This is a genomic window from Thiothrix nivea DSM 5205 (assembly GCF_000260135.1).
Taxonomy (GTDB): Bacteria; Pseudomonadota; Gammaproteobacteria; order Thiotrichales; family Thiotrichaceae; genus Thiothrix; species Thiothrix nivea.
In genome coordinates this window covers 4141720-4167823 of record NZ_JH651384.1, presented here as the reverse complement: position 1 = coordinate 4167823, position 26104 = coordinate 4141720, and the positions used below count along the sequence as shown (strand labels likewise).

Below are 26104 nucleotides of genomic sequence, written 5' to 3'. Positions count from 1 at the left end.
AATGAAAAAAATCCTGTTCGTCGGCAATGACGCCGCTTTTTTTCTGTCGCATCGCCTGCCCTTGGCAAGACAGCTCGGTAACCAGGGGTACGATGTGCATGTTGCCATGCCGGAGCCGGAAAGCAACCCTTCGGCCATGAGTATCCAGAGCCATGGCATGAACTACCACCAGTTTTCGATGGATCGGATGAGCCGTAACCCCTTGCGCGAACTCAACACTGTCTGGAGCCTGTTCCGTCTGTATCAGTGGGTACAACCCGACCTGATCCACCATATTGCGGTCAAGGCCATCCTTTATGGTGGTATCGCCGCGCTACTCTCGGGGCATACCCGTTCCATCTACGCTTTTACCGGCATTGGTACCCTGTTTACCCATCAGGATATCGCCACCCGGGTATTGAGGACGGCCATCACGCCGGTTTACAAAATCATCTTTCTCCCGTCACGCGCCTGGGCCATTTTCCAGAATCCGGATGACCTTGGCCTGTTCACCGAGGCAGGCATCACCCGCGAACAACGCTCGGTATTGATCCGCAGTTCCGGCGTCAACCTGCGTGAATTCAGCTACCGCCCCGAACCCGAGGGGACGCCAGTCATCATCCTCGCCGCACGTATGCTCAAAAGCAAAGGGGTGCATGAATTCGCTGCTGCTGCCCGCAAAATCCACGCCAAAGGTCTGGAGGCACGCTTTGTGCTAGTGGGCGAAGCTCCCTACAACCGTGACGCCGTTCCCGTGGGAGTGCTGCAACAGTGGCAACAGGAAGGCTTCCTCGAATGGTGGGGATACCGTAGCGACATGGCTGACATCCTGCCCCAGGCACACATCATCTGCCTGCCCTCCTACCGCGAAGGCGTGCCGAAAGTCCTGTTGGAAGCCGCTGCTTGCGGGCGTGCTATTGTTGCCAGCGACGTACCGGGTTGCCGTGAAATCACCCTGCACCAGCAAAACGGCCTGCTGGTGGAACCCCGCAGCAGCGATGCGCTGGCAGCAGGCATTGAAATCCTGTTGCGCAACCCGCATAAACGCAGACGACTGGGGCACGCTGGACGCCAACTGGTGGAACAGGAGTTCAGCGTTGAGCGAGTTGTCCACCAGACCTTGCAGGTTTACCAGAAGCTGTTCACATGATCATCCGTCACAGCCTTCTGTACCTGTTGGCACGCGGCCTGCCCGGGCTGATCAATTTTGTTGCCCTGGCGCTTTATACCCGCCTGCTAAGTCCCCAGGAATATGGCCAGTACTCTTTGGTGCTGGCCTTGGTCAGCTTCCTGCAAATGCTGTTGTTTGGCTGGCTAAATCTTGGGGTACTGCGCTTTCTGCCACGCTTCGCCAACCGGCAGGCTGTGTTTTTCTCCACCATCCTGGCTGCATACGGCATTATTGCCCTGTTTGGGCTTGGAGCCTGTCTGCTAGGCTGGCTGTTCATCCCCAGTCCGGTGGTGGCACAACTGGTGTTGGCCAGCGGATTGCTATTGGCAGCATGGGCATTTTTTGAGCTAAACCTGCAACTGCAAAACTCGCAACTGAACCCTTACCGCTACGGCGGCATGATGCTCGGTAAAACCCTGCTAGCACTGGGTATTGGCGGCTCGCTGGCATGGGCAACCCACAGTGCCGCAGGCATTTTGTGGGGGCTGTTCCTCGGCAACCTGCTGCCCTTGTTGGTCTTGTGCCGCCGGGAATGGCAGCACTTCCACTGGCGCTGGGTGGACAAAAGTATCCTGCGGCAAATGCTGGCCTATGGGCGGCCGCTGACAGCTTCCGCCCTGCTGAACGAAGTCATCAACAGTTCCGACCGCCTGTTGCTGGCATGGCTGGATGGCGTGGACAGCGCAGGGCAATACGCGGTTGCCTATGACCTGCCGCGCTTTACCCTGGTCATGCTGATGATGAGCATCAACCTCGCCATTTACCCCATGTTGGTCAATGCGCTGGAAAAACATGGCATGGCCGCCGCCCGCGAGCACAGCCGCCAACATGCCCTGCTCCTGTCGGGCATTGCGCTGCCAGCAGCCGCCGGGCTGGTGATGATTACCCCCAACCTTGCCGCGCTGCTGATAGGGGCAGAATTCCGGGCAACCGTGCTGGCACTGACACCGCTGATTGCCGCAGCCATCCTGTTAGCCGGTTTCAAATCCTATTTCTTTGACCTGGCATTCCAACTGGGAAAACACACCCAGAGCCAGGTATGGATATTGCTGGTCGCAGCAGGGTCTAACCTGCTTCTGAACCTGTTGCTGATCCCGCACCATGGCATGTTTGGCGCGGCCTGGGCCACCTTTGCGGCTTATGCAGCTGGCCTGTTGCTGAGTGCTTGGCAGGGAAGGCACTGGTTTCCCTTACCGTTACCCGGCAAAGCACTTGCTGGCATTGTTCTGGCTACCCTCGGTATGTCGCTGGCCTTGTATCCGCTCCACGGTAAAACCGGCCTGGGCTGGCTGGTGCTGCAATTGTCGACGGGTTGCCTCGCTTACGCTGCCCTACTGCTTATGCTGGATACCGGTAGCATACGTGCGCATCTGCAACGGTATTTTCCATTCATCCAGAGATCACAGCAGCTAAAGCCGTAACCCCCTTTCACCATCATCACAATGCGATAAAACAGTAGCCTGGATAAAACAGACATTGATACACCGCTTTCAGAGATAGCCAGCCATGCCATCAGACCACGGAACTTTTGTCATTTCGCTCGATTTTGAGCTTTACTGGGGGATGCGTGATGAAACCCGGCTGGATGCCTACAAAGCCAATCTCGCAGGCGTGCACCAGGCTATCCCCTTGATGCTGGAAACGTTCAACCAGCATGGCATCCGTGCTACCTGGGCCATCGTGGGGTTTATCTTTTTTCAGGACAGTGCCGAATTGTTGCAATATGCCCCTGAAATCAAGCCAGCCTACTTGAACCCACAGATGAACCCCTATCTGCACCTACCGGACACAGACCGGCATCCTGAGCTGAAACCTTACTATTACGCACCTGAACTGGTCAGATTGATAAAAAGCTATAGAGGCCAGGAAATTGCCTCGCACTCATTTTCTCACTATTACTCCGCTGAAGCCGGCACCTGCCCAGACAGCTTCCGCGCTGATCTGGCTGCCGCCCGGCAAACCGCCAAACATTTTGGCATTGATTTGACAACTTATATTTTCCCCCGCCAGCAATACTCGCCTTGTTATGCTGCCGAACTGGCCATGCAAGGCATACGGTACTTCCGGGGCGATGCACGTTCCGGCATTTACCATTGCCCCGAAAAGCATGACATTTTTTATGCCGCCAAACGTGGGTTGCGCGGGCTGGACTCACTATTCAACCTTAGCGGACAACAAACAACCCTACCACAGACATACCCGACGCCCCCCCAGCACACCCTCGTTAATGTTCCCGCCAGTCGGTTTTTCTATCCATACTGTCCTAACCCCACCATCAACCGTCTACGCCTCGAACGTATCATGCAGGGTATGACTTATGCGGCACAAAGGAATGAGATTTTCCACCTGTGGTGGCATCCCCACAACTTTGGCGCGCATATTCCTGAAAACATGCAACGTCTGCAACAGGTCATTGAGCACTACCACAACCTGCAAGCACGCTACGGGATGCAAAGCATGAACATACAGGAAGCTGCCACCGCCTACCCATTAGCGGTGGGTACAGGAGAAGAGGGTCATGGGGTTGCCCTATCAAAGCAAAATAACCAGCACGTTTGCAAGACTGAATGGATCAGCAGCATATGAAACAAGGTGGTGAAATCCTGATTCCTGTCACGGAATCCCCTTACCCATTCAGGCAGGGAAACGAGGTTCCGATCATCCTGAACGCGGAATCAATCACTTCCAGAGCCAGCGAGCGTGACCTGACCCTGTCCCACATATGGGAAATCATAAAAAAGCGCAAGTGGCTTATCCTTAGCACATTATGCTGCGGCTTGCTGGCCACCTTCCTGCTCACCAAACTGACGCCCCCCAGCTATCAGGCTAATGCCACCATCCGGATTGAAAAGGAGCCAACCCGTATTGTCGAATTTGGGCAAATTTTCGATACAGAGCAAAAAGACAGCGTTGATGTGCTGCAAACTGAGTATGAACTGCTTAAAAGTCGTGCACTCGCTGAGCGGGTGGTCAAGGAAATGGGGCTGACAGAAACACTGCTGAACGCCAACCAGCCCTGGTTCTCAAAGCTGTTTGGCAATGGGGATGCCCCTGTTGTGGATACAAGCAGCAAGCTACATAAAGCCGCCGAAACATTTTCCAAAAAACTGTTTATCCAGCCACTCGAACAATCCCGTCTGGTCAAGATTTATTTTGAAGCACCGCAAGCAACCCAGGCTGCTGACATCACCAACACCCTGATCAGTACTTACATCAAAATGCGCAATGAAGCCCATACTGAAACCGGCGACTACGCCAAGGGCTATCTGGAGCAACAGATCGACACTGCCCGCCGCGACCTTACCCAGTCCGAACAACGCCTGATTGATTACGCCAAAAAGAAAAACATCCTCAATATTGATGACAGTCAAACGGTCAACGTCCAGAAACTCACGGACATGAACCAAGCACTAGCCGATGCGGAACGGCGGCGCATCCAGACAGAAAGCAAATACAAGCAGTTGCAGGCAACCGGGGGCAACCGTGACGCGCTGGATAATCTGGCGATCCAGAACATGAAAAACACCCTGGCCACTCTGGAAGCCGAATATCAGGAAAAATCCCGCCTGTTCAAACCCGGCTACCCCGACATGCAGCGCCTCAGCAGCCAGATTGCTGATATGCGCCGCACCATCGGCAAGGAAACCGCCAGCGTCACCAATGCGATCAAAGCTGAATACCTGGCCGCAAAAGAAGAAGAAAACAAACTGCACGACCGGCTCAGCAAATTGAATAATGAGCTGATGCAGATTCAGGACAAGAGTATCGAATACAACGCCCTCAAGCGCGAAGTCGAAACCAACCGCCAGCTTTACGATGAACTGTTGCAGCGGATGCGCGAAGTCAATGTCGCCTCAGGCGTGAACCCCAGTATTGTCCGGATCATTGACGAAGCCCAGACGCCGCTGCAACGCTACCGGCCTAATATGCCACTCAACCTGCTGATCGGTTTGCTCGGTGGCCTGCTGGGCGGTATCGCCTTGGCATTCCTGCGCGAGGGCATGGACGATAGCGTGCATACGGATGAAGACATGGAAAAATTCACCGGGCTACCTGTCCTAGGCAGTATTCCCGAACTCTCCAAGCTACCGGAAACCACCCTCGCCCTCAAAACCCTGAAGGAACCACGTTCGGAACTGGCGGAAGCCTACCGTATCCTGGTCGCTAACCTGGGAACCGCGTTGAAGAAGGAAAAAGGCAACTCCATCCTGTTCACCAGCATCGAACCCGGTGAAGGCAAGAGCACCACAGCCATCAACGTTGCCTACGCTTATGCACGGATGCGCTATAAAGTACTGTTGGTCGATGCCGACATGCGCTGCCCAACCCTGCACCACAAACTGGGTATCGACAACAATGTCGGGTTAGGCGATTACCTGGACAATTCCATTGACCTGCCCAATATCCACTCCATCGACGCGGATGCCAACCTGCATATCCTGACCGCCGGTTCCGAAACCTACGATCCGGTGGGGCTGCTATCCTCCAACCACATGCTGGCATTGATGGGTATTGCTGCCCGCCGTTACAACTACATCATCATCGACGCACCACCACTGAAAGGGTTTGCCGACCCACTGGTCTTGTCCGCCATGAGTTCCGCCACCGTGCTATTGGTAGGCCCAAACAACAGTAACCAGCGGATGATCAACGCCGCCATCAAGCAGCTGAAACGCGCAGGCGGTAACCTGACAGGCTTCCTGCGCATGAAGGTGAAGCGCAGCCATACAGTTGGCCAGCACTATTATGACCGTTACTACCAGCAACGCTCCCACCAGTTAGTGCCAATTGCCAGCGAGGCCTGATCAGGCATCTTCAGCAAAAAAGTGTTCGTCAAACATTTCGATGAAACGTTTGGCTTGCGGGGTGAAGAATTTGCCCCGCCGCACAATCAACCCGTAACTACGTGATGGAAAATAGTCATTGAGGGGAATGGCACTAATTCTCTCATGCCCGGTCAGGCACACCTCGGTAACAATGGATACGCCCAACCCCTGTTCCACATAACGCTTCACGATTTCCCAGCCCCCGGCTTCCATCGCTACTGAGTATTGCAATTCGTGCTGGCGGAACACCGTATCCACCATCCGCCAGGTACTCATGTTGCGCGGCGGCAGGATGAGGCCATAGGGGCTAATGTCTTCCAACGTTACTTTCTGCTTCAGGTTGGCCAATGGATGGTTTTCCGCTGTGATCAGGATCGACCCAAACGAGACAAACGGTTTGTAAATGATGCTGTCGGGAATCTGTAACAGCGGGCCTACAGCCAGATCCACCTGATCATCCAGCAACATTTTCATCCCGCTCTGCCCGGCCACATTATGCAGGTTGATACGGATACCGGGATAAGCTTCATTAAAACGCCTGAGATAGTCAGGCAGCACATACAAGGCAGTCGATTGCCCTGCCGCGATATTCAGCTCCCCCTTTTCCATCTTGCCCAGGCTCGCTGCGAACGTGTCTTTTAGTGAGTCGATCCCCGCTGTAATCGGTTGTACCAGCTGATACAGGACTTTCCCTTCGGGCGTCAGGCGCACGCTAGGCCCGCGCCGCTCCAGCAGCTTTTCCCCCATTTCGCGCTCAAGCGCCTGAATCTGTAAGGAAACAGTAGGCTGGCTAATATGCAGCTGTTCCGCCGCATGGGTAATGTTTTCCTTTTGCGCCACCACGCAAAAAGTCCGCAACAGCTTGTAACGTGTCTGCTTGTAGTAATGCATTGCCACTGTGGGTTTATCCTCCTGATTATTTCATTATTGTGCAATACAATAGTAATAATTGAAACAATTGATTTTTTACTGATCCGGATTTTCGGTATCGTGTGCGCCAGTTAAACATTCACACCGAATGTTTATCTCATGCTAACTGTGGTGCTTGCGGCGTCGCCTATGGACGCCGCTCTTTTTTCCTCCCTCCCCCTGTGAAACAATCATATATAAGCCCAAGGGTATAAAGATCGAATAACTTCCAAATCTCGACTCAGGAGTAGTTCACGATGGCAGATTACATTCTTTGGTTTGATCAATTGGGAATGCACGATGTTGGTATCGTCGGCGGTAAAAACGCCTCCCTAGGGGAAATGATCAGCAACCTCGCCAATGTTGGCGTTACCGTCCCGAATGGGTTTGCCACCACCACGCACGCTTACCAGGATTTTATCCGCGCTGACGGCCTGGCTGACCGCATCAACGCGCTACTGGATTCACTGGATATTGACGATATCCACGCATTAACCAATGCGGGCAAAACCATCCGCAGCTGGGTTATGGATACACCGTTGCCACCACGCTTGCTGGAAGATGTTACCAGCGCCTACCAGCAACTGGTGGGTGACTCCGGCGAAACAGCTTCCTTTGCCGTGCGTTCTTCGGCAACTGCGGAAGACCTACCGGATGCATCCTTTGCTGGCCAGCAGGAAACCTTCCTGAATGTACGCGGCCTCGATAATGTCATTGATGCCATCAAGGAAGTATTTGCATCCCTGTATAACGACCGCGCCATTGCCTACCGTGTCCACCAAAACTTCGAGCACGACAAGGTATTCCTGTCCGCCGGCATCCAGAAAATGGTACGTAGCGACATCGGTGCCAGTGGTGTCATGTTCACCCTCGATACCGAATCCGGCTTCCGCGACGCGGTATTCATTACTGGCGCATACGGCCTGGGTGAAACCGTGGTGCAAGGCGCGGTCAACCCGGACGAATTCTACGTCTACAAGCCGAATATCGAAGCTGGCCGCCCTGCCATCCTCTCCCGCCGCCTGGGCGCAAAAGCCATCGAAATGGTTTACGCCGAAACCGCTGGCGAAGCGCACAACAAGGCCACCCTAATCCGCGATGTCGAGCCAGCCCGCAGTATGCGTTTCTGCCTCACTGACGAACAGGTCGAATCCCTCGCCCGCCAAGCCCTGATCATCGAAAAGCACTACCAGCGCCCGATGGACATCGAATGGGCGCAAGATGGCGGCGACGGCAAGCTCTACATCGTGCAGGCACGCCCTGAAACCGTCGAAAGCCGCGCCTCCGCCACCATCATTGAGCGTTACCAGCTCAAGGAAAAAGGCAGCATGATCGCCGAAGGCCGCGCTATCGGCCAGAAAATCGGCCAAGGCCCTGCCCGCATCATCAGCAGCATCGCGCAGATGCACGAAGTCAAGGAAGGCGACGTACTCGTCACCGACATGACCGACCCTGATTGGGAGCCGATCATGAAACGCGCCTCCGCCATCGTCACCAACCGGGGCGGGCGCACTTGCCACGCCGCCATCATCGCGCGTGAAATGGGCATCCCGGCAGTGGTTGGCTGCGGCGACGCCACCGACCGCATCGAAAATGGCGCGGAAGTCACCGTATCCTGCGCGGAAGGCGACACCGGCTTCATCTACAACGGCCTGGTCCCGTTTGAAGTGCGCACTGCCGACACCGGCAACCTACCTGACCTTTCCGTCAAGATCATGATGAACGTAGGCAACCCTTCCCGCGCCTTCGCCTTCTCGCGCCTGCCGAATGCAGGCATTGGCCTCGCGCGTCTGGAATTTATCATCAATAACACCATCGGCATCCACCCCAAAGCCCTGCTGGAATACGATAACCTCCCGGTTGAACTGATGACCAAAATCGGCAAAAAGATTGCCGGTTACACCAGCCCGGTCGATTTCTACGTGGAAAAACTGGTGGAAGGCATCGCCACGCTGGCCGCTGCTTACCACCCGCACAAGGTCATCGTGCGCATGTCCGACTTCAAGTCGAACGAATACGCCAACCTGACCGCAGGCGACCGTTACGAACCGCACGAAGAAAACCCGATGATCGGCTACCGGGGCGTTTCCCGCTACCTGTCCGAATCGTTCCGCGAATGTTTCGAGCTGGAATGCCGCGCCCTGAAAAAAGTCCGTAACGAAATGGGCCTGACCAACGTCGAAGTCATGATCCCGTTCTGCCGCACGCTGGAAGAAGCCCAACAAGTAACCGAACTGCTGGCGACCCAAGGCTTGAAACGTGGTGAAAACGGCCTGCGTCTGATCATGATGTGCGAAATCCCGTCCAACGCAGTACTGGCGGAAGAATTCCTCGAATACTTTGACGGCTTCTCCATCGGCTCCAACGACATGACGCAGTTGTCGCTCGGCCTCGACCGTGACTCCGGCCTGATTGCCCACCTGTTCGACGAACGTAACCCGGCAGTGAAAAAGCTGCTGAAAATGGCGATCGAAGCGTGCAAGAAACAAGGCAAATACGTCGGCATCTGCGGGCAAGGCCCATCCGACTACCCTGACTTCGCCGTCTGGCTGCATGAACAGGGCATCAGCAGCATCTCGCTGAACCCGGATACTGTCGTGGATACCTGGCTGCATCTGGCCAGTCTCGACGCATCCAAAGCATGAACAAAAACTGCAACAAACGGCGGACGGTGTTTTACCTGTCCGACCGTACCGGCATCACCGTCGAAACACTGGGTCACAGCTTGCTGACCCAGTTTGATGGCATCCAGTGGCGCAAGGTCAGCATCCCCTTCCTGGACTCCGAGGACAAGGCCAAGGAAACCGCCGAACAGATCAACCTGATGGCGCAACTGGACGGCTGCCGCCCGCTGGTGTTCAGCACCCTCATCAACCCGGAAGTGCGCCAGCATATCGAACGCGCCGATTGCGCCATTTACGACTTTTTCGACAGTTTCATCGACTCAATGGAAAAGGAGCTGGGGCAACCCTCCTCCCACGCTATCGGGCGTTCGCACGGGTTGCACAACGACGCCTCCTATTCCAAGCGCATTTCCGCCATCAATTTCGCCCAGGCTAATGATGATGGCATCAGCGCCAAGAACTTCGCCGAAGCCAATATCATCCTGATTGGCGTATCACGCTCCGGCAAGACGCCAACCTGCCTGTATCTGGCCATGCAATATGGCATCTACGCCGCCAACTATCCGCTGACCGAAGAGGATATGGGCAGCAACGGTTTGCCGCGCATCCTGCACCCCTTCCGCAGTAAACTGTTCGGCCTCACCATCACCGCCGAACAATTGCAGCGCATCCGTCAGGAGCGCAAGCCCAACAGCCGCTATGCCTCGCTCAGCCAGTGCGAACAGGAGCTGGAATGGCAACAAAACCTGTATCGGCGCGAAAACATCCCCTACATCAACACCACCGCCATTTCTATCGAGGAAATCGCCACCACCATCCTCAACCGCAGCGGTCTGAAACGGCAGTTGTACGGCGAGTGAGGCTGACACCGGTACAGGGAAGTGCGACAATACGCGCTTTTCCTTGCCCCCTCAGGAAATGCCATGACAGCCCAGATCATTGATGGAAAGAAAGTCTCCGCCGAAGTCCGCACTGAGGTCAAACAGCGTATTGACGAACGTTTGGCACAAGGCAAACGTTGCCCCGGCCTCGCCGTTATCCTGATCGGTTCCGACCCAGCATCACAGGTGTATGTCAGCCACAAGCGCAAAGCCTGCGACGAAGTAGGCATCATGTCACGCTCTTACGACCTGCCTGCGGAAACCACCCAGCATGAACTGGTGCAGTTGATCGACGAACTCAACCGTGACCCACAGATTGACGGCATCTTGGTACAATTGCCCTTGCCCGACCACATTGAAGCCTCCCTGATCATCGAACATATCGACCCACGCAAGGACGTGGATGGATTTCACCCCACCAACATCGGCAAACTGGCATTACGTATTCCCGGCCTGCGTCCCTGTACACCGTATGGCGTGATGCGTTTGCTGGAAAGTACGGGTGAAGTTTTCAAAGGCCGTCATGCCATGATTGTGGGCGCATCCAATATCGTCGGTCGCCCGATGGCGCTGGAATTGTTGCTGGCAGGTGCAACCGTTAGCGTCACCCACCGTTTCAGCGGCAACGCTACCCCTGACCTGGTACGGCAAGCTGACATCGTGGTGGCTGCTGCGGGCAAACCGGGGTTGGTCAAGGGAGACTGGATCAAACCGGGAGCAACGGTCATCGACGTAGGCATCAACCGCCTGGAAAGCGGCAAACTGACTGGCGATGTGGAATTTGCGGCGGCTGTAGAAAAAGCAGCGTGGATCACGCCGGTTCCAGGAGGTGTTGGCCCGATGACAGTAGCGATGCTGATGAAAAATACGCTGGAAGCGTGCGAGAAACATTCATTCTGACGTAGGGGCAGACCCCGTGCCTGCCCAGTCTTATGGGCTAGGGCAGGCACGGGAGCCTGCCCCTACGGTTTTTATTTATCCTTTTGCTGCCCTTGCAACTGTTTGACGGTCTCGGCGTCCAGCGCGCCGGATTCCTGCAAACGGCGGATCACCGGCGCAGGCAAACAAACCACCTCTGACGCGCGGAAATCAACCCCACCCGATACGCCGCCGCATTTCTGGCGCTTGGCATCGCCGTACTTGGTTTTTTCTTCGTCATAGACCAGTTTGCTGTCATCCAGCCAGCCGTTCTGGCCTGCCCAGCGCACCCGTTCCATGGCGAACTTGCCTGCTTCAGCACGTTGCCCCAATTTGACGATATTGGTGCCATTGTGTGGAATTTCGACTGCAATGGCGTCATCACCATGATCCACATACATCATCAGGCTTTCACCCGCCGAGAAGCCTTTCACGGCATACACCGGGATGGACTTGAATACCCCGCCCTTGGCAGCTTCAGGGTATCCACAGCACTCTTTTTCCGTTACTGCCGGGTCAGCCAGACACTGGCGGCGGGCATTGGCCACTTCGGTGGCATCCTTGTCTTCCTCCAGGGAGTCTGACAGAACCCAACCGGTCTGGTCATCCCAACTGACTTTTTCCCATACCTTGTCACCCATTTTCATCTGTGCATTGCGGCGGGAAATCCAGGTGGCATTGTGCGGAATGTTCACAACCACATCCCTGCCCGGTTCCTTGTACATTTTCAAGACATTACCTGCATCCATCCCTTTAACGCGGTAAACCAGCGAAGTATCAGCCGGCATGGACAAAGCTGTCATGCCCAGCAAAGGTACAAGCAGCAGCATGAATCCAGTCAGCAACGGTAAAGCAGTTTTATTTAGGACACCCTTCTTCATGATCGACCTCCGGCGCATTCCCGCCAAAACGCGGGAGCACCCTTCACACAAGTTAACAAGCAGGCGGAAAATGGGGGGTTCCCACCTGTCTGACGCATTATCAACCAAAAATAATCTTGATTAATCAAGCAATAAGCAAACATTTACGTTACGTGATTATGATCTTACAGATACAAAAAAGTCACAACCTTGACGGACGAAATCACGATTTATTCTGCTTATAGGCCATGAACATGGCATCGCCGTAACTAAAGAAGCGATATTTCCGACGAACGGCATGTTGATAAGCTTCCATGATATTTTTATAGCCAGCGAAGGCCGACACCAGCATCAACAGGGTGGACTCAGGCAGGTGGAAATTGGTGATCATGGCGTCCACGACCTTGAAGGTATAACCGGGTGTAATGAACAAGCGGGTATCACCCTGAAAGGGTTGCAAGACGCCTGTTTGCGCCGCGCTTTCGAGGCTGCGCACGGAAGTTGTGCCCACTGCCACCACCCTGCCGCCACGCGCCTTGCAGGCCGCCACCGCAGCGCAGACCTGCGGGGAAACTTCCACATATTCGGCGTGCATCACATGTTGCGACAAATCTTGCACCCGCACAGGCTGAAAAGTGCCCGCGCCGACATGCAAAGTAACGGCAGCAGTCTGCACCCCCTTCGCCTCCAGTGCGGCCAGCAGGGCACTGTCAAAATGCAAACCGGCAGTTGGCGCAGCCACTGCGCCTGGCTTTTGTGCATACACCGTCTGGTAGCGCTCACGGTCTGCCGGGGTATCCGCACGCTCGATATAGGGCGGCAGCGGGATATGCCCATAACGTTCCAGCAAGGCCAGCACAGGATCGGGCGAGAGGAAACGCACCTCGAACAGGTCGCCCTGCCGCCCGCTGACTTCCGCCTCCAGCGCATTTTCCAGCCGCAGGCGCGTACCGGCTTTGGGAGCCTTGCTGGCACGGATATGGGCAAGCACCGAATGCTCACCGGTAATGCGTTCCACCAGCACTTCCACCTTGCCGCCGCTGGCCTTTTGCCCAAGCAAACGCGCCGGAATCACGCGGGTATCATTGAACACCAACAGGTCGCCGGGTTCCAGCAGGGCTAATATATCGGCAAACTGGCCGTCGTGGCATTCGCCGCTTGCCCGGTCGAGCACCAGCAAGCGGCTGGCTGTCCGCTCCGCCAGGGGTTCGGAAGCAATCAGTTCGGGGGGAAGCTCGTAATGGAAGTCACTCAGTTGCATCATGGGCGCGGATAATATCAGCTTGTAAAATTTCTTTCGACAAATGCAAAAAATCAGGTAGAATCTCATCCCTTCACATCCTGCCTGGATGGCGGAATTGGTAGACGCAGCGGATTCAAAATCCGCCGGTGGTGACACCGTGAGAGTTCGAGTCTCTCTCTAGGCACCAGACAATAAATCCAGCCTAGTCTGGATTGACCTGAAAAGGCTTAATTCTTAGTGAGTTAAGCCTTTTTTATTGCCCGCCCTCTTCCCATCACCTTGGCTATTCAGGCCAGAATTCGGGGTTTAGCGCTGCTTCCAGCGCCCATGGGCATTCCTTCGGAAAGGTCTGTGCAGGCAACCCTGTTTCATCTGCTGCCGATTCCCTGGCATCCTGATAAGCTTCCTGAAGGATTTCTTCCAGCTTGCTTTTCAGGCCGGGGTTTTTCTTCAAGCGGCGCGGTATCTTGCGCCGTTGTTCCTTGATGGTGTTTACCCAGCTTTTACCGCGTAATTCTGGTTCATATACCCATTTCAGCAGGTGCATAAACAAGATTTCCAGACGGCTTTCAAGGTCGCTTTCTTCACTCTTGCCCATGCTTTCCACTTCCTCTATCAAGTGTTCCAAGTCGATTTCATCCAGACGCCGCGCCCGCAATAATTCGGCCTGCTCTTGAGTCCAGCCATAAAAATCCGTGTCGTATTTGGTTGCGGCTCCCATCTGTCAGCCCTCCCGGTTTGGTTCATGGGTTGATTGTAGGTTCATTGCAGCGTAGTTGCCAGTAGTGCCCACTTGCCTCCATATCGCGCCTGTGGTGATACGCGGGCACCACCCCACTACGTTATACTGCCCCTTTTCGCACCCAGTATTTGCCCATGCTTGCCAACCCCATCGGGCTGAGCAACGCGAACAGTTGCAACGTCTGCTGGAACAACAAGGCGGCGATGCAGAGGCGCTGGTGGTGCAGCTCAGCGGCGTATGGCAATCCCTCCACCTGTTCGAGCGCAAGAACGCATCCCGGTCTCCAAGATTGCCAATGACGCCAGTTTCGTCCTCACCCGTTACCCGAAGACGCCGATTTTGCTGACCAGCTCCACCATCGACGGTTATGGCCGCGCCGAGCTGATGGAGGCAGGCGAAACCGTCAAGGAACGTGAGCTGCTGTAACAGGTGCTGACCCAGGGGCCGCCGCCCGGCGAACGCTTTGATATTGACCTGATGTTGTGGTTCAACGGCTGGGCGACGCTGTTCAATGCGGTGCATATGTGCCTCGGCGATGTGTATCAGGATGGCATCGGGGTGATCCGCGCCCGCCAGCGCAAAGACCCGCTGACCCATGCGCTGCACCGGTTTGACCGGCGGCTGCTGACGCTTTACGCGGAGGTGAAACCGGATTTGCAGGCGCTGATCGACAAGGCGACCGGGCCGCATCATTTGTTTCATATGCTGACGGAGGATGCGGGGGTACGGTTGCATATGACGCGGGGGTTGATAGCCCGGTGATTCCCCCCTCCCTAACCCTCCCCCCGCAAGGGGTGGAGGGGACAAGAGGTACGACCTTCTTACTCCCTGCCCCCCTTGCGGGGGAAGGGTCGGGGATGGGGGGTAATCTTACTCCCCATAATCCACCTCCCCCAGCTTATACAAGGCCAGCTTGCCGGAGGTCAGCGGCACGGCGATCCAGCAGCCGGTGGGCGTGCAGCGGAAGTCGAAGTCCCAAAGTGGGCCATGATTTGGGTCAAAAGTTGTTGGCAAGCGCAGACTGAACAATTCGCTTCGGGTATCCAGATCCCAGAGCCGCACAGTCATATCCCAGCTCACGGTTGCCAACTGCCGACTGTCCGGGCTGAAAATGGCTTTGTAGACGGCTTGTTCATGCCCGTTCAGGCGCAGGGGTTCCTGCCCGCCGTGGGTGGGGTAGACGGTGACGGTTGCTTCGCGTCCGACGCTGGCGAGTTGTTTGCCATCCGGGCTGAGGCTTGCCCAGAGCAACTTATCGTTTGCAACCTCACTTTTAAGCAGTTGGGGTTTGTCGCCACTTATATCCCAGAGTTTGAGTGTAAAATCCTGTATGCCTGCACTTGCCAAATATTTCCCTGATTGGTCGAAATTTACAGAAGCAACGTTGCCGTCATGCGCCTCAAACAACTTTCCCTTGCCACTTTCCAGATCAAACAGCCCAATCCGCCCGTCATAGCTGGCGGTGGCGAGGCGGGTATTGTCGAGAGAGAAGGCAACCGCATAGACAGAATTCGTGTGGTCTTCGATCGTGTGTTCCAGCACCAGTTTGCCATCAGCACCAACCTTCCATATTTTGGCTGTTTCATCATGGCTACTGGATGCCAATAATGAACCATCCTTATTGAATGCAAACCGCAACACAAAAGTGCCATGTGCGTCTTTAATTTCTTGCTGTAGGTCGGGCTTCAGCCCGACATCAGGCAATGCATAAACTTGCATACCACCATCTTGTAATCCAACAACAAGATGCTTTCCATCGGGAGATATAGCCGAAGCGGTCGCAGCACCCGGCAAATCCACCAGCCACTGCCCCGGCAAATCCGCCTCCCACTGCTTCACCGTGCCGTCATTGCTGTTGCTATACAGCCAGCGCTGCCCCTTGTCCGCATAAAGCGCCAGACCAGCCACCGCAGCCGTATGCCCCTGCAATACCCGCCGTGTCACCCCCGTCGCCACATCCCACAGCCGCACGGTGTTGTCGCTGCTGGCGGAGGTGAGTCGCTGGTCGTTGATGAATTGCAGGCCGAAGACCATGTTCTGGTGGCCTTTGAGCGGTTTGCCAATTTGTTCACCTGTTTCACTATTCCACAACAAGATGCTGTTATCGTAATTTGAAGCAGCCAACAAACTTCCATCACTGTTGAAAGCAACACCCCTACGCCCTTGTAAACGGTGAATTTCTTTGCCAGTTTTCCAATCCCAGATTCGGGCAGTATTGTCATAAGACGCACTCGCCAGCCAGCGCCCCTGCGGATCAAAAGTCAGCCCTATTTGTGGAATCGGCCCCTCATGTCCTTCCAACATACGCAAAGGCTTCCGCTCTTTCTCCTCCCCTGACAAGGGGAGGTTGGGAGGGGTTTCTTTAACGTCCCAAAGCCGAATTTTGCCATCTGTGTACCCGCTAGCTAGCACCCGACCATCTGGTGATAAAGCCAGCGCCCATACTGGTGCACCCGCATCCACCTTCCACTGATCCAGCACCCGAGCCTCCGCACCCGCCTGCGGCAACTGCCACTGGATGATCTGCCCGTCATCCCCCGCCGAAAACAGCCAGGGTTGCTTGGGGTGAAAGACAATATCCCAGACAGTTCCTTGTCTATTGCTGCCTGCCTTCGGATCATGCCCCTCCAGCTTCTGCACCAGCTTCCCGCTCGCCCGCTCAAACAGCGCAATCGTGCCACGCTCCCCGCTGGCGGCGAGCCACTTCCCGTCCGGGCTGATGGCGACATTGCCGGTTAATTGCGGCAAGGGCTTGTCATCGGCATCGGTGAATGTGCGTTCGGCGCTGCCGCCCATGATGTCCACATAGCCCGCCAGCAGGTCGCGGGCATGGGTGCGTTCCGGCTCAACTTCCCCATTCAGGTCTTGCGTATGCTTTAATTTTTCGCGGGCGGCAGCGTAATCCTCCATTTTTGCCATCAACGCAGCATGAGTCGTATCAGAATCAAATAGTTGTACAGTACGTTGTTCACGTTCCCCCATTGCCCACAACGCCAGCCCCACCGCAATCACCAACCCGATCAGTGCATACACCAACAGACGCCGCGAACGACGAATTTCAGCCTGTTGCCGGTGTTTTTCCGCCTGCAACTGCGCCTCTTCAGCCGCCGCGCTCTCTTCCAGGAAGGCCATCGCCTGCGCAAACGCCGCGTCGCTGGCGTCGTAGCGCAGCGCCCAGACCGCATCCGGCTGGTGTTTTTGCTTCCAGTCCCGCGCCAGCGCCAGATCGGTGCCGCGCCACAACTCGCCGCCCGCGTCACTGGCGCGGCGCTGTGCCGCATCGCGCAGGCGCTGGTACATCTCGACTTTGGCGACTTCCTCCGCCAGCCAGCCTTGCAGCCGCCGCCACTGGCGGATCAGGCTTTCGTGGCTGATGTCCAGCACGCTGTCGACTGCCAGTTGCGGCGTGGACGCGACCAGGAAATGCCGCCCTTCGCCCCGGAAGGCATCGACCACTGCCGCCAGTTCGGCCAGCGAGCAGCCCGCCAGCGCCAGCACATCGGCCACGCGCACCGGGCGGCGCACATCCTGCCCGTCGGCTTCGCGCTGGGTCAGGGCGCGGAACAGGGTTTCGGCCATCGCCTGCTGGCGCGGGTCGAGGTCGCCGTACACCTGCTCCAGATGCCCATCCAGCGCCCCGCGCAGGCCATCCAGTTGCTGGTATTCCGCCAGGGTCAGGCGCTTGTCGGCGTCATTCACCCACAGGCGCAGCAGCGCGTGCTGCAACAGCGGCAACTGATCCGGGTTGTTGCCCGCCTCGTTGAGCAACTGGTTGATCAGCGCCTCATCCACCGCGCCGCCAAACAGTTTGGCAGGCAGCGCAATCGCCTCGCGCAACTGCTCGCGGGTCAGACGCGGGGTGAGGTACAGCCCGTCGTTGATCGCCTCCGGCAGGCCATGAAACGCCGCCGCCTCGCCCAGAAAATCCGAGCGCATGGTGATCACCACGTAGATGTCGGGGTGGCGGCAGGCTTCCAGCAACAGCGCGACGAAGGCCGCCGCCTGATTGCCGCTCTGCTGGCGGTAGCGGAAAATCTCCTCGAACTGGTCAGCCAGGATCAGCAGTTTCTGGCCATCTTCCAGCGGGGATTGGCTCAGGTAGTCGTGCAGGCTGCGGGAGCCACGGCGGAGTTGGGCGGCTAGGAACCCGGAAGAAAATCCTCCCCCAGCCCCTCCTTTTGCAAAGGAGGGGAGCAAGATTCCATCCTCGCCTGATTGTGCGGAGTTCGATCCAGCTTCCCCCTTTGCAAAAGGGGGATTGAGGGGGATTTTCCCCACCAACCCCTCCGCCAGCCGCTCGAACGGCTGATCCCCCGGCCTCAATTCGGCAATTCGCCAGCTTGCGCCGACTTCGCCCATGTAGCCTTTTTCCAGCCCCGCCAGTAGCCCGGCCTTGACCAGCGAAGACTTGCCGGAGCCGGATGCGCCCAGCACGGCGAGGAAATGCCGGTCTTTCAGGCGTTGCAGCAGCTCGTCAACCTGCGTCTGGCGACCGAAGAAAATGCGGGATTCGCGCCGCTCGAAGGGGCGCAGGCCGGGGTATGGCTGGAGTTGGCGGCGGTTCATGCGCTGACCTCCGTCGCCAGAAACTGTTCCAGACAATCTGCTTCAAAGCGGTCATTGCAGTGCAGGATTTTCATCAGGGGAGGAATAAAATGCAGTTTTTCCGCTCTCTGACACTGGCACAGCAAGACTGTCGGAGATTTTTTTGCATACACCTCCAACTCTGCCAGATAGTCTTCCACCAGATCAGCGGAAGCACGCTGTTGCAGCATCAGCAGAACGTCACAGTACTGGTAGCCACGTTCAATGCTTTTTCGTATCCGCTGCGCATCGCCCTCATAGCGCGGCAGGACAATACCAAATCCACGCTCTTGCAGGGTAGCGGCAACCTGTTCGGCTTTGGGAAAGTCCTCTGGGCTGGCGTGAACGAACACCATTTTGTTGCCATTTACGGGGGGAGGTGGTGGAGGCGGTTTTGGCAACACCTCTTCCCGCACCTGACGAATAAAATCCGGCAACTCGCAGGCGATAACGGTTTTCCCTTCCAGCAGAGCCTTTTGTTCATGATTAGCCTTGCTGCAATCCAGCATAGGATCACGCCATTGCAACACAGGCTTTTCCATTGTCTGGGCAATCAGGTACTGGTCACATGACAAACCTTGCACGAAGTCAGTGTCCAGCAACTGCACAAAGTGCGAACAGCGTTGCAGGTTGCTTTCGAACTCCCGGTCAAAACGGTTGGCCGCCGGTAACGCCTGAATACCGAATTGCGCCAGTTCACTGACCAGTTGGCTGCGTTGGTCAAACAGGGAATCGTGCACCGGCGCAACATAGGCAGTAGCTTTTGTCTCAACAGAACGCGGTTCGGCAGACTTGAGAACCAGTGCTTGAGCAAAACGGCGCAAGGATTTTTCCAGTTGAAAAGACAGCTCAACGATACGGCCAAAATATTCCCTGTCAGCAACATCCGGCACCGGATACCCCAATCGCTGGATTTGATCATGCGGTGTTTTTTCGTAGAGCGGGCAACTCACCAAATCATGCAGGATTTCCGGCTGTTCTTCACGCGGCAAACCATCCTGATTGATAATAAAAATGCGCCCTGCGAGGTCGTCATGTGTTGCGCAGAAATATTCCAGCTCCCTGACGCACCATTCTGATTCCAGCCAGCCTCTGGACATCATCACGATCAGGATATGGGCGTCGCGTAACTGCTTTTCGATTTCCGGCGTCACTGCATCATTGGCGCTGAGTTTAAAATCCATCCACAGCGAATAGTTTTCGGCGCGGCCAATCCGCTGACTGGTTTCATTACGCAGATTATTGATGAAATGCGATACCCAGCCCTGTTTCTGCCCACTGAACGGCTGATCGTTGATGCGCGCATAACTTACAAAAATATCAGACAAAACGGAGTCCCCTGCAAGCGACACTTATCTTTAACAAGATGCCTGCATTATAGACATAAATACCGTTTGTCGGGAAAGAAAGCGTCATACCCACAGCTCTCGCCGGGATGCACATTTCAGTATTTCGGCAGCGCGTTACAGGGCAGCCAACCATGCTAAACTCACGGCATGACCAGCAAACAGGCCAGCATGATGCAGCGTAAACTCTTACCCATCGGCATCCAGACCTTCGGCGAAATCCGCCGCAATAACCACTATTACGTGGACAAAACCTATCTGGCGGTGAAGCTGGCGAAAGAAGGCAAGCATTACTTTCTCTCCCGCCCGCGCCGCTTCGGCAAAAGCCTGTTCCTCGACACCCTGAAAGAGCTGTTTGAAGGCAATGAACCGCTGTTTGTGGGGCTGTCCGCTCACCAGCAATGGGACTGGTCAGTGAAATACCCGGTCTTGCGTTTCAGTTTCGGCGGCGAAAACTACAGGGAAACCCAAAATCTCGCCAACACGCTGGATGCACAACTGAAACTGCTTGAAGGGCAATACCAACTGCCCCCGCAAGTGGACAGCATCAGCGGACGTTTCGCCCACCTGATCGTGAAGCTGCACCAGCAGGCGGGGCAACCTGTGGTAATCCTGATCGACGAATACGACAAGCCGATCCTGGACGCCCTGCTCTACCCGGAGGTTGCCCGCGCCAACCGTGACTTCCTGCGTGGGTTTTACGGCAACATCAAGGATTACGACGCGCACATCAAGTTCAGCTTCCTGACAGGGGTCAGCAAGTTTTCCAAGGTCAGCCTGTTTTCCGGCCTCAACAATCTGTATGACCTGACCCTGACCCCGGATTACGCCACCATTTGCGGTTATACCGACCATGATATTGACAGCGTGTTTGCCCCCGAATTGCCGGGGCTGGAGCGCGACGTCATCCGCGAATGGTATAACGGCTATCACTGGCAGGGCGAAGGCGTCTACAACCCGTTTGATATTCTGCACCTGTTTAAAAACCGCACCTTCAAAAGCTACTGGTTTGAAACCGGCACGCCCACCTTTTTGCTGGACTTGCTGTTCCAGCGGCAGGTTCCCAGCCTGCAACTGGGGGAAATGATCAGCAGTAGCAGCATGTTATCGAGTTTTGACGTGGACGACATCACCACCGAGGCGCTGCTGTTCCAGACCGGCTACCTGACCATCCTCAAGGAGGAAAACCTCGGCGGGCAGTATTTTTACACGCTGGGCTACCCCAACCGCGAGGTCTACCAAAGCCTGAACGAATCGCTGCTGTCGGTGCTGGTGAAAGACAAATCCAAGCAAGCCGTGCAAAGCCTGCAATTATACCGCCTGCTGGAAAACAATGATTTTGCCGGGCTGAAACAGCTTTTCCATGCCTTTTTCGCCAGCATTCCCCATCACTGGTATACCAATAACGACATCCAGAGTTACGAAGGCTATTACGCCTCGGTGTTTTATTCCTACTTCGCCTCACTGGGCCTGAAGGTGACGCTGGAAGACATCACCAACCTGGGGCGGATCGACATGACCCTGAAGTTCAACGCGCAAATCTACATCTTTGAATTCAAAGTGGTGGAAATGGCGCCGGAAGGCAAGGCGCTGCAACAGATTAGGGACAAGGCTTACGCGGACAAATACCGTGGCTTACGGCAACCGATCCATTTGCTCGGCGTGGAATTCAGCAAGACGTCACGCAATATCGTCGGGTTTGATGTGGAACAGGCATGAGCCACGGCTACAGGGCCTGTCCCAAACCTATTTCACCTCAATCTGCCGGATTTCCGCCTCGCTGAACCTGGCGTCGCGGTATTTGGGTTCCTTCACCAACCCGCGCAGGTTTTTCAGCGTATTGAAAACCGATTCGGCCAGATGGTCATTGCTGGGGCCATTGAACGGCGTCTGCGGATCAGCCTGAATCTGGTAGCTGACCCTGACGTGGGCGGGGCTGGTCTGCTGGAAAAGCAAGTTTCTCATCGGTATTCCACCAAATCTTCCAGTGGCTGGCGCAGGCGCGGGGTTTGCTCACCAGCACGGTAGCCAAATGCCACAACCACCGCCACGCCGTATTGGGAGGCATCGACACCTAGCACGTCTTCAACGCCCGGCTTGGAAAAACCTTCGATCGGGCAGGAGTCAATCCCCATGCTGGCCGCCCCCGTCATCATGTTGGCAAGCGCGAGATAACACTGCTTGGAAGCCCAAGCAAACGTGTTCATGTACGGCGCAATTTCGGTTTCGTTGTGGGCAGCGTAACGGTCGAGATAAGCATCCATCGCATCCTGTGGCAGGTTGCGGCGGGCAAACAGTGTTTTCACATAGTTGCTGCCGGGTTCCACCGCAGCATGTTTTGCCAGGATCACCACCACATGGCTGCTATCAGTGATCTGCGGCTGATTCCAGCAAACTTCACGCAGCCTTGCGCGCAACCCAGGGGTTTGCACCACCACGAAACGCCAGTGCTCCATGCCGAAAGAAGACGGCGACAAACGCCCAAATTCCAGGATTTGCTGGAAATCCGCGTCGGGAATCTTGCGCTCGGGGTCAAACTTCTTGCAGGCATGGCGGAAATTCATCGCTTGCATGAATGGCTGCATGGTGAAAACTCCTTAACTTAAAACCGCTTGGTAAATGCGTTACAGTATAGCCACACCGTTATACAAGGACACAGGAAATCATGATAACAGGACTGTTCAAAGGTTTCGGCTACGTGTTTACCGGCCTGTCGCTCATCACCCAGAAAGGCATCCGCCCGTTTGTGCTGGTTCCGCTGCTGATCAACATCGTGCTGTTTTCCGGCGGCATCTGGCTGGCGTCTTCACAGCTCGAATACTGGATGAACCGTTTGCTGCCCAGTTGGCTGAGCTGGCTGGAATGGTTGCTGTGGCCGGTCTTCGCCGTGCTGATTTTCTTCGTCATCTTCTACGTATTTTCGATCGTGGCCAACCTGATTGCCGCGCCGTTCAACTCGGTGCTGGCGGAACGGGTGGAAGCGCGCCTCAACGGCCTGCCGGTGCCGGAATTCGCCGGTTACAAGAGCCTGTCCGGCCTGATTGCCCGCACCTTCAAGAGCGAAGCCAGCAAGTTGTGGTACATGGGCAAGTGGTTCATCCTGCTGCTGATCCTGACCGTGATTCCGGGCGTGAACGTCATTTCACCCGTGGCCTGGACGCTGTTCGGCGCATGGATGCTGGCGATTGAATACGCCGATTACCCAATGGGCAACCATGAACTGTTTTTCAAGGAGGAACTCGCGGCGTTGAAAAAGAACCGTCCGGAAGCTTTGGGATTTGGCTGGTTGCTGTCATTGCTGACCGTCGTACCGATACTGAATTTCCTGGCCATGCCGGTGGGGGTAGCGGGCGGTACGGCCTTGTGGGTAAACAAGCTCTCAAAAAATGCTTAAGTTTTCGTGGCCATGCGCTCTGCGGTAGTCAGGGCAATCTTGTTGCGCAGGTAGATCGGCTGGGCATCTTCGGGCGCTACTGCCCTACCCGCTTGCCATTCGGCAACCGCCAGTGGCAGCATGAATTCGGCGGCAGGTAATGATTCCGTATCCGTACTACTGAGTTTGCCTGCAAAACGTGCCTGCAAAACTTCGACATAGGCTGACCAGCCATGTCCGACGGCAAACCAGCCTTCAGTTTCGGGTACAGGCGTATCCGCCGCCGCACACACAAGCTCCTCCCCTTGCAGCTGCATCAGGCCATCCTGCAAGGCATATTGCCCCCAGTAAACTTCGGTCATGCGTGCATCCAGCGCCGCCAGCACCTGAGCCGCCCCCTGTTGCGCGTATGCTTGCTGCGCCAGTGCCGCCAGCGTGGAAACAGGTATCACCGGCTTGCCAACAGCCATCGCCAGCCCTTGCGCCACACCTACGCCGATGCGGATGCCAGTAAATGCGCCCGGCCCCCGCCCAACCACAAGGGCATCCACAGCCTGCAAACGTAAGTCAGCCGCAGACAACACCTTATCCACCATCGGCAGGATCAACTGGGTATGCGCCCGAGGCGTCAGCGCAAATTCGCTGAATACCGCACCATCGGCATAGACGGCGGCGGAACAGGCTTCGGTTGAGGTATCAAGGGCTAACAGTTTCATCCGTATCTCTGGGGCTGGGAATGGGAGGTATACTATTGGCAAAAAACCGCTCCACAATTTCCAGCTTCTGGGTGCGGGGCATACGCGGCAGGCTATCGAGGAAAATCTTGCCATAACTGCGGGTGCGCAAGCGAATATCGCAAATCATCAGCACTCCCCGATCATGCTGGTCACGGATCAAACGCCCCACGCCCTGCTTCAACGCAATCACCGCCTGTGGAATCTGGTATTCGCCGAACGGGTTGCCGCCCCGTTGGCGGATACTTTCCAGCCGCGCCTCCAGCACCGGGTCGTTGGGTGCGGCGAACGGTAGCTTGTCGATGATAACACAGCTCAGGGCTTCGCCGCGCACGTCCACCCCTTCCCAGAAACTGGAAGTCCCCAACAGCACTGCATTGCCCAGTTCGCGAAACTTGTCGATCATGTCGCGCTGTGGCGATTCGCCCTGGATCAGCAACGGAAATTCAATCTGGTCGCGCAGCAGCTCCGCCGCCTCATTCAGGGCGCGGTAACTGGTGAACAGCATGAAGGTACGCCCGCCACAGGCTTTGATCACCGGAATGGCCGCCTCCACCAACGCTGAAACAAAATCCCGATCCTGCGGCTCCGGCAGGTTGGCGGGCAGATACAGCAACGAGTTATGCCAGTAATCGAACGGGCTGTCGAGTTGCAAGGTCGCCGCCTCCGTCAGCCCCATGCGCTGGTTGAAATGCTCAAACGACTGCCCAACGGCCAGCGTGGCGGAAGTCATCACCCAGCTACAGGGCAATTCCTCCATGCACTTCTTGAATGGCACGGCCACATCCAGCGGCGTGGTAGTGATGGCGAAACCACGGGTGAAGGTTTCAAACCATTGCACGCTATCCGGCGCGGGGTTGTGCAGGCGCTCCAGCCGGGCGCGTTGCTCCAACAGACGGGCGTAGCAGGATTCCAGCCCCTTGCTGCGTTCGGCGGCATTTTCCAGCAAGGCAGCCAACTGGCTCATACTCTCCTGAAGTTCCTGCAAATGGTTGATGATGGCAGGTTTGTTGCGGATACGTGTCCACGGCGCGCGCTGCCCCGGCGTATCCATCGCCAGGCGCAGATCCAGCACCGCTTTTTCCAGACGATCCAGCAACTCACGGATCTGAGGCATGTCGGAAGCGCTTTCCAGCGTTTCCATCAGGGTGTCGCGTTTCCAGTCGAGCAGCTGACGGCTACTGAGGGTGTCGCTGAAAAAGGTGGAGGCGATTTCCGGCAACTGATGGGCTTCGTCCAGCACCACCACATTCGCCAGCGGCAGCAATTCGCCAAAGCCTTCTTCCTTGAGCGCCATGTCGGCGAAAAACAGGTGGTGGTTGACCACCACCAAATCAGCCTCCTGCGCTGCACGCCGCGCCTTGACGACATGGCAATCCTGATAATCCCCACACTCCGCGCCCAGACAGTTTTCGGTGGTGGAAGTCACCCGCGCCCAGATGTCAGCATCGTGGGGTACGGCAGACAGCTCGGCAATGTCACCCTTGCTAGTCAATTCCGACCAGTCGCGGATGCGGCGCAGCCAGGTGACACTTTTGCGGTCAGGCAGGCGGCCTTCCGCCAGCGTCGTATTGAGACGGTGGATGCACAGGTAATTGGCGCGGCCTTTCAGCAAGGCCGTTTTGACCGCGCTTTTCAACGCCTTGCGCACCAGTGGCAAATCCTTGTGGTAAAGCTGGTCTTGCAAGGTTTTGCTGCCGGTGGAAATGATCACACGCTCATCGCACAGCAAGGCGGGCGCGAGGTAGGCGAATGTCTTGCCAACACCCGTGCCAGCCTCGATGACCGCAGCGCCCTGCCCTTGCATGGTGGCCTGCACGGCTTTCAGCATGGCTTGTTGCTGGGGGCGCGCCTGAAAACCTTCAATCAGTTGGGCAAACGGGCCTGCCTCACCCAGTAGGTCAAGCATCTCGA

General features: G+C 56.1%; 22 protein-coding genes and 1 tRNA gene. 12 read left to right on the top strand and 11 right to left on the bottom strand.

Going from position 1 to position 26104, the window contains the following annotated elements; translation table 11 throughout:
• Position 1 precedes the first annotated feature (1 nt).
• The 4 genes from THINI_RS20760 (at position 2) to THINI_RS20745 (ending at position 5955) form a co-directional block, all read left to right on the top strand.
• Positions 2-1129 (top strand): glycosyltransferase family 4 protein, encoded by a 1128-nt coding sequence (locus THINI_RS20760; protein ID WP_002710475.1) that lies wholly within the window; start codon positions 2-4, stop codon positions 1127-1129.
• A complete protein-coding gene (locus THINI_RS20755) occupies positions 1126-2571 on the top strand; it encodes a lipopolysaccharide biosynthesis protein (protein WP_002710474.1) in 1446 nt (481 codons plus the stop codon). Before THINI_RS20760 ends, THINI_RS20755 begins: the two co-directional genes overlap by 4 nt.
• Positions 2572-2656: 85 nt before the next feature.
• Positions 2657-3736 carry a polysaccharide deacetylase family protein gene (locus THINI_RS20750; protein WP_002710473.1) on the top strand — a complete coding sequence of 360 codons (1080 nt, stop codon included), beginning with the start codon at positions 2657-2659 and terminating at the stop codon, positions 3734-3736.
• On the top strand, positions 3718-5955 hold the full coding sequence (locus THINI_RS20745; protein WP_040839662.1) for a GumC family protein: 2238 nt from the start codon (positions 3718-3720) through the stop codon (positions 5953-5955). Before THINI_RS20750 ends, THINI_RS20745 begins: the two co-directional genes overlap by 19 nt.
• Here THINI_RS20745 and THINI_RS20740 read toward each other — a convergent pair whose 3' ends face one another.
• On the bottom strand, positions 5956-6867 hold the full coding sequence (locus tag THINI_RS20740; protein ID WP_040839659.1) for a LysR family transcriptional regulator: 912 nt from the start codon (positions 6865-6867) through the stop codon (positions 5956-5958).
• A 275-nt stretch (positions 6868-7142) separates the two neighbouring features.
• Here THINI_RS20740 and ppsA point away from each other — a divergent pair, with 275 nt between their 5' ends.
• The 3 genes from ppsA (at position 7143) to folD (ending at position 11290) form a co-directional block, all read left to right on the top strand.
• Positions 7143-9530, top strand: coding sequence for a phosphoenolpyruvate synthase (ppsA, locus tag THINI_RS20735; RefSeq protein WP_002710470.1), 2388 nt, complete (start codon positions 7143-7145; stop codon positions 9528-9530).
• Positions 9527-10369, top strand: coding sequence for a posphoenolpyruvate synthetase regulatory kinase/phosphorylase PpsR (gene ppsR / locus THINI_RS20730; RefSeq protein ID WP_002710469.1), 843 nt, complete (start codon positions 9527-9529; stop codon positions 10367-10369). Before ppsA ends, ppsR begins: the two co-directional genes overlap by 4 nt.
• A gap of 63 nt (positions 10370-10432) precedes the next feature.
• On the top strand, positions 10433-11290 hold the full coding sequence (folD, locus tag THINI_RS20725; RefSeq protein WP_002710468.1) for a bifunctional methylenetetrahydrofolate dehydrogenase/methenyltetrahydrofolate cyclohydrolase FolD: 858 nt from the start codon (positions 10433-10435) through the stop codon (positions 11288-11290).
• A gap of 71 nt (positions 11291-11361) precedes the next feature.
• Here the strand turns inward: folD and THINI_RS20720 are convergent, their stop codons facing one another.
• Both THINI_RS20720 and queA read right to left on the bottom strand, forming a co-directional pair.
• Positions 11362-12189 (bottom strand): SH3 domain-containing protein, encoded by an 828-nt coding sequence (locus THINI_RS20720; RefSeq protein WP_002710467.1) that lies wholly within the window; start codon positions 12187-12189, stop codon positions 11362-11364.
• Positions 12190-12391: 202 nt separating this feature from the next.
• Positions 12392-13429 carry a tRNA preQ1(34) S-adenosylmethionine ribosyltransferase-isomerase QueA gene (gene queA / locus THINI_RS20715; protein ID WP_040841212.1) on the bottom strand — a complete coding sequence of 346 codons (1038 nt, stop codon included), beginning with the start codon at positions 13427-13429 and terminating at the stop codon, positions 12392-12394.
• Positions 13430-13511: 82 nt separating this feature from the next.
• Here queA and THINI_RS20710 point away from each other — a divergent pair.
• Positions 13512-13598, top strand: a tRNA-Leu gene (locus THINI_RS20710).
• A gap of 96 nt (positions 13599-13694) precedes the next feature.
• On the opposite strand, the gene THINI_RS20705 is transcribed toward THINI_RS20710, so the two are convergent.
• Positions 13695-14132 carry a DUF29 domain-containing protein gene (locus tag THINI_RS20705; protein WP_002710465.1) on the bottom strand — a complete coding sequence of 146 codons (438 nt, stop codon included), beginning with the start codon at positions 14130-14132 and terminating at the stop codon, positions 13695-13697.
• A gap of 121 nt (positions 14133-14253) precedes the next feature.
• Entirely contained in the window at positions 14254-14397 is a 144-nt protein-coding gene (locus THINI_RS25420; RefSeq protein WP_154724471.1) for a hypothetical protein, read from the bottom strand.
• Here THINI_RS25420 and THINI_RS26105 point away from each other — a divergent pair.
• Both THINI_RS26105 and THINI_RS20695 read left to right on the top strand, forming a co-directional pair.
• Complete coding sequence (locus tag THINI_RS26105; RefSeq protein ID WP_002710464.1) at positions 14391-14579, top strand: hypothetical protein; 189 nt, start codon at positions 14391-14393, stop codon at positions 14577-14579. The two genes, THINI_RS25420 and THINI_RS26105, sit on opposite strands and share 7 nt — an antisense overlap.
• 3 nt (positions 14580-14582) lie before the next feature.
• Positions 14583-14915 carry a hypothetical protein gene (locus tag THINI_RS20695; RefSeq protein ID WP_002710463.1) on the top strand — a complete coding sequence of 111 codons (333 nt, stop codon included), beginning with the start codon at positions 14583-14585 and terminating at the stop codon, positions 14913-14915.
• 108 nt (positions 14916-15023) lie between these two features.
• Here THINI_RS20695 and THINI_RS20690 read toward each other — a convergent pair whose 3' ends face one another.
• Positions 15024-18719: an nSTAND1 domain-containing NTPase gene (locus tag THINI_RS20690; RefSeq protein ID WP_002710462.1), complete on the bottom strand. Its 3696-nt coding sequence runs from the start codon at positions 18717-18719 to the stop codon at positions 15024-15026.
• Positions 18716-20065 carry a toll/interleukin-1 receptor domain-containing protein gene (locus tag THINI_RS20685; protein ID WP_002710461.1) on the bottom strand — a complete coding sequence of 450 codons (1350 nt, stop codon included), beginning with the start codon at positions 20063-20065 and terminating at the stop codon, positions 18716-18718. Before THINI_RS20685 ends, THINI_RS20690 begins: the two co-directional genes overlap by 4 nt.
• Positions 20066-20233: 168 nt before the next feature.
• Here THINI_RS20685 and THINI_RS20680 point away from each other — a divergent pair, with 168 nt between their 5' ends.
• On the top strand, positions 20234-21802 hold the full coding sequence (locus THINI_RS20680) for an ATP-binding protein (protein ID WP_154724469.1): 1569 nt from the start codon (positions 20234-20236) through the stop codon (positions 21800-21802).
• A 27-nt stretch (positions 21803-21829) separates the two neighbouring features.
• On the opposite strand, the gene THINI_RS20675 is transcribed toward THINI_RS20680, so the two are convergent.
• Both THINI_RS20675 and THINI_RS20670 read right to left on the bottom strand, forming a co-directional pair.
• Positions 21830-22048, bottom strand: coding sequence for a hypothetical protein (locus THINI_RS20675; RefSeq protein WP_002710459.1), 219 nt, complete (start codon positions 22046-22048; stop codon positions 21830-21832).
• Positions 22045-22668, bottom strand: a complete 624-nt coding sequence (locus THINI_RS20670) for an NAD(P)H-dependent oxidoreductase (protein ID WP_002710458.1) — start codon at positions 22666-22668, stop codon at positions 22045-22047. Before THINI_RS20670 ends, THINI_RS20675 begins: the two co-directional genes overlap by 4 nt.
• 80 nt (positions 22669-22748) lie before the next feature.
• Between THINI_RS20670 and cysZ the strand changes: the two genes are divergently transcribed.
• Complete coding sequence (gene cysZ, locus THINI_RS20665) at positions 22749-23477, top strand: sulfate transporter CysZ (RefSeq protein ID WP_002710457.1); 729 nt, start codon at positions 22749-22751, stop codon at positions 23475-23477.
• Here cysZ and tsaB read toward each other — a convergent pair.
• Together tsaB and yoaA are read right to left on the bottom strand one after the other, a co-directional pair.
• Positions 23474-24172 (bottom strand): tRNA (adenosine(37)-N6)-threonylcarbamoyltransferase complex dimerization subunit type 1 TsaB, encoded by a 699-nt coding sequence (tsaB, locus tag THINI_RS20660; RefSeq protein ID WP_002710456.1) that lies wholly within the window; start codon positions 24170-24172, stop codon positions 23474-23476. The genes cysZ and tsaB overlap by 4 nt on opposite strands.
• Positions 24153-26099 carry a DNA repair helicase YoaA gene (yoaA, locus tag THINI_RS20655; protein ID WP_002710455.1) on the bottom strand — a complete coding sequence of 649 codons (1947 nt, stop codon included), beginning with the start codon at positions 26097-26099 and terminating at the stop codon, positions 24153-24155. Before yoaA ends, tsaB begins: the two co-directional genes overlap by 20 nt.
• Positions 26100-26104 lie beyond the last annotated feature (5 nt).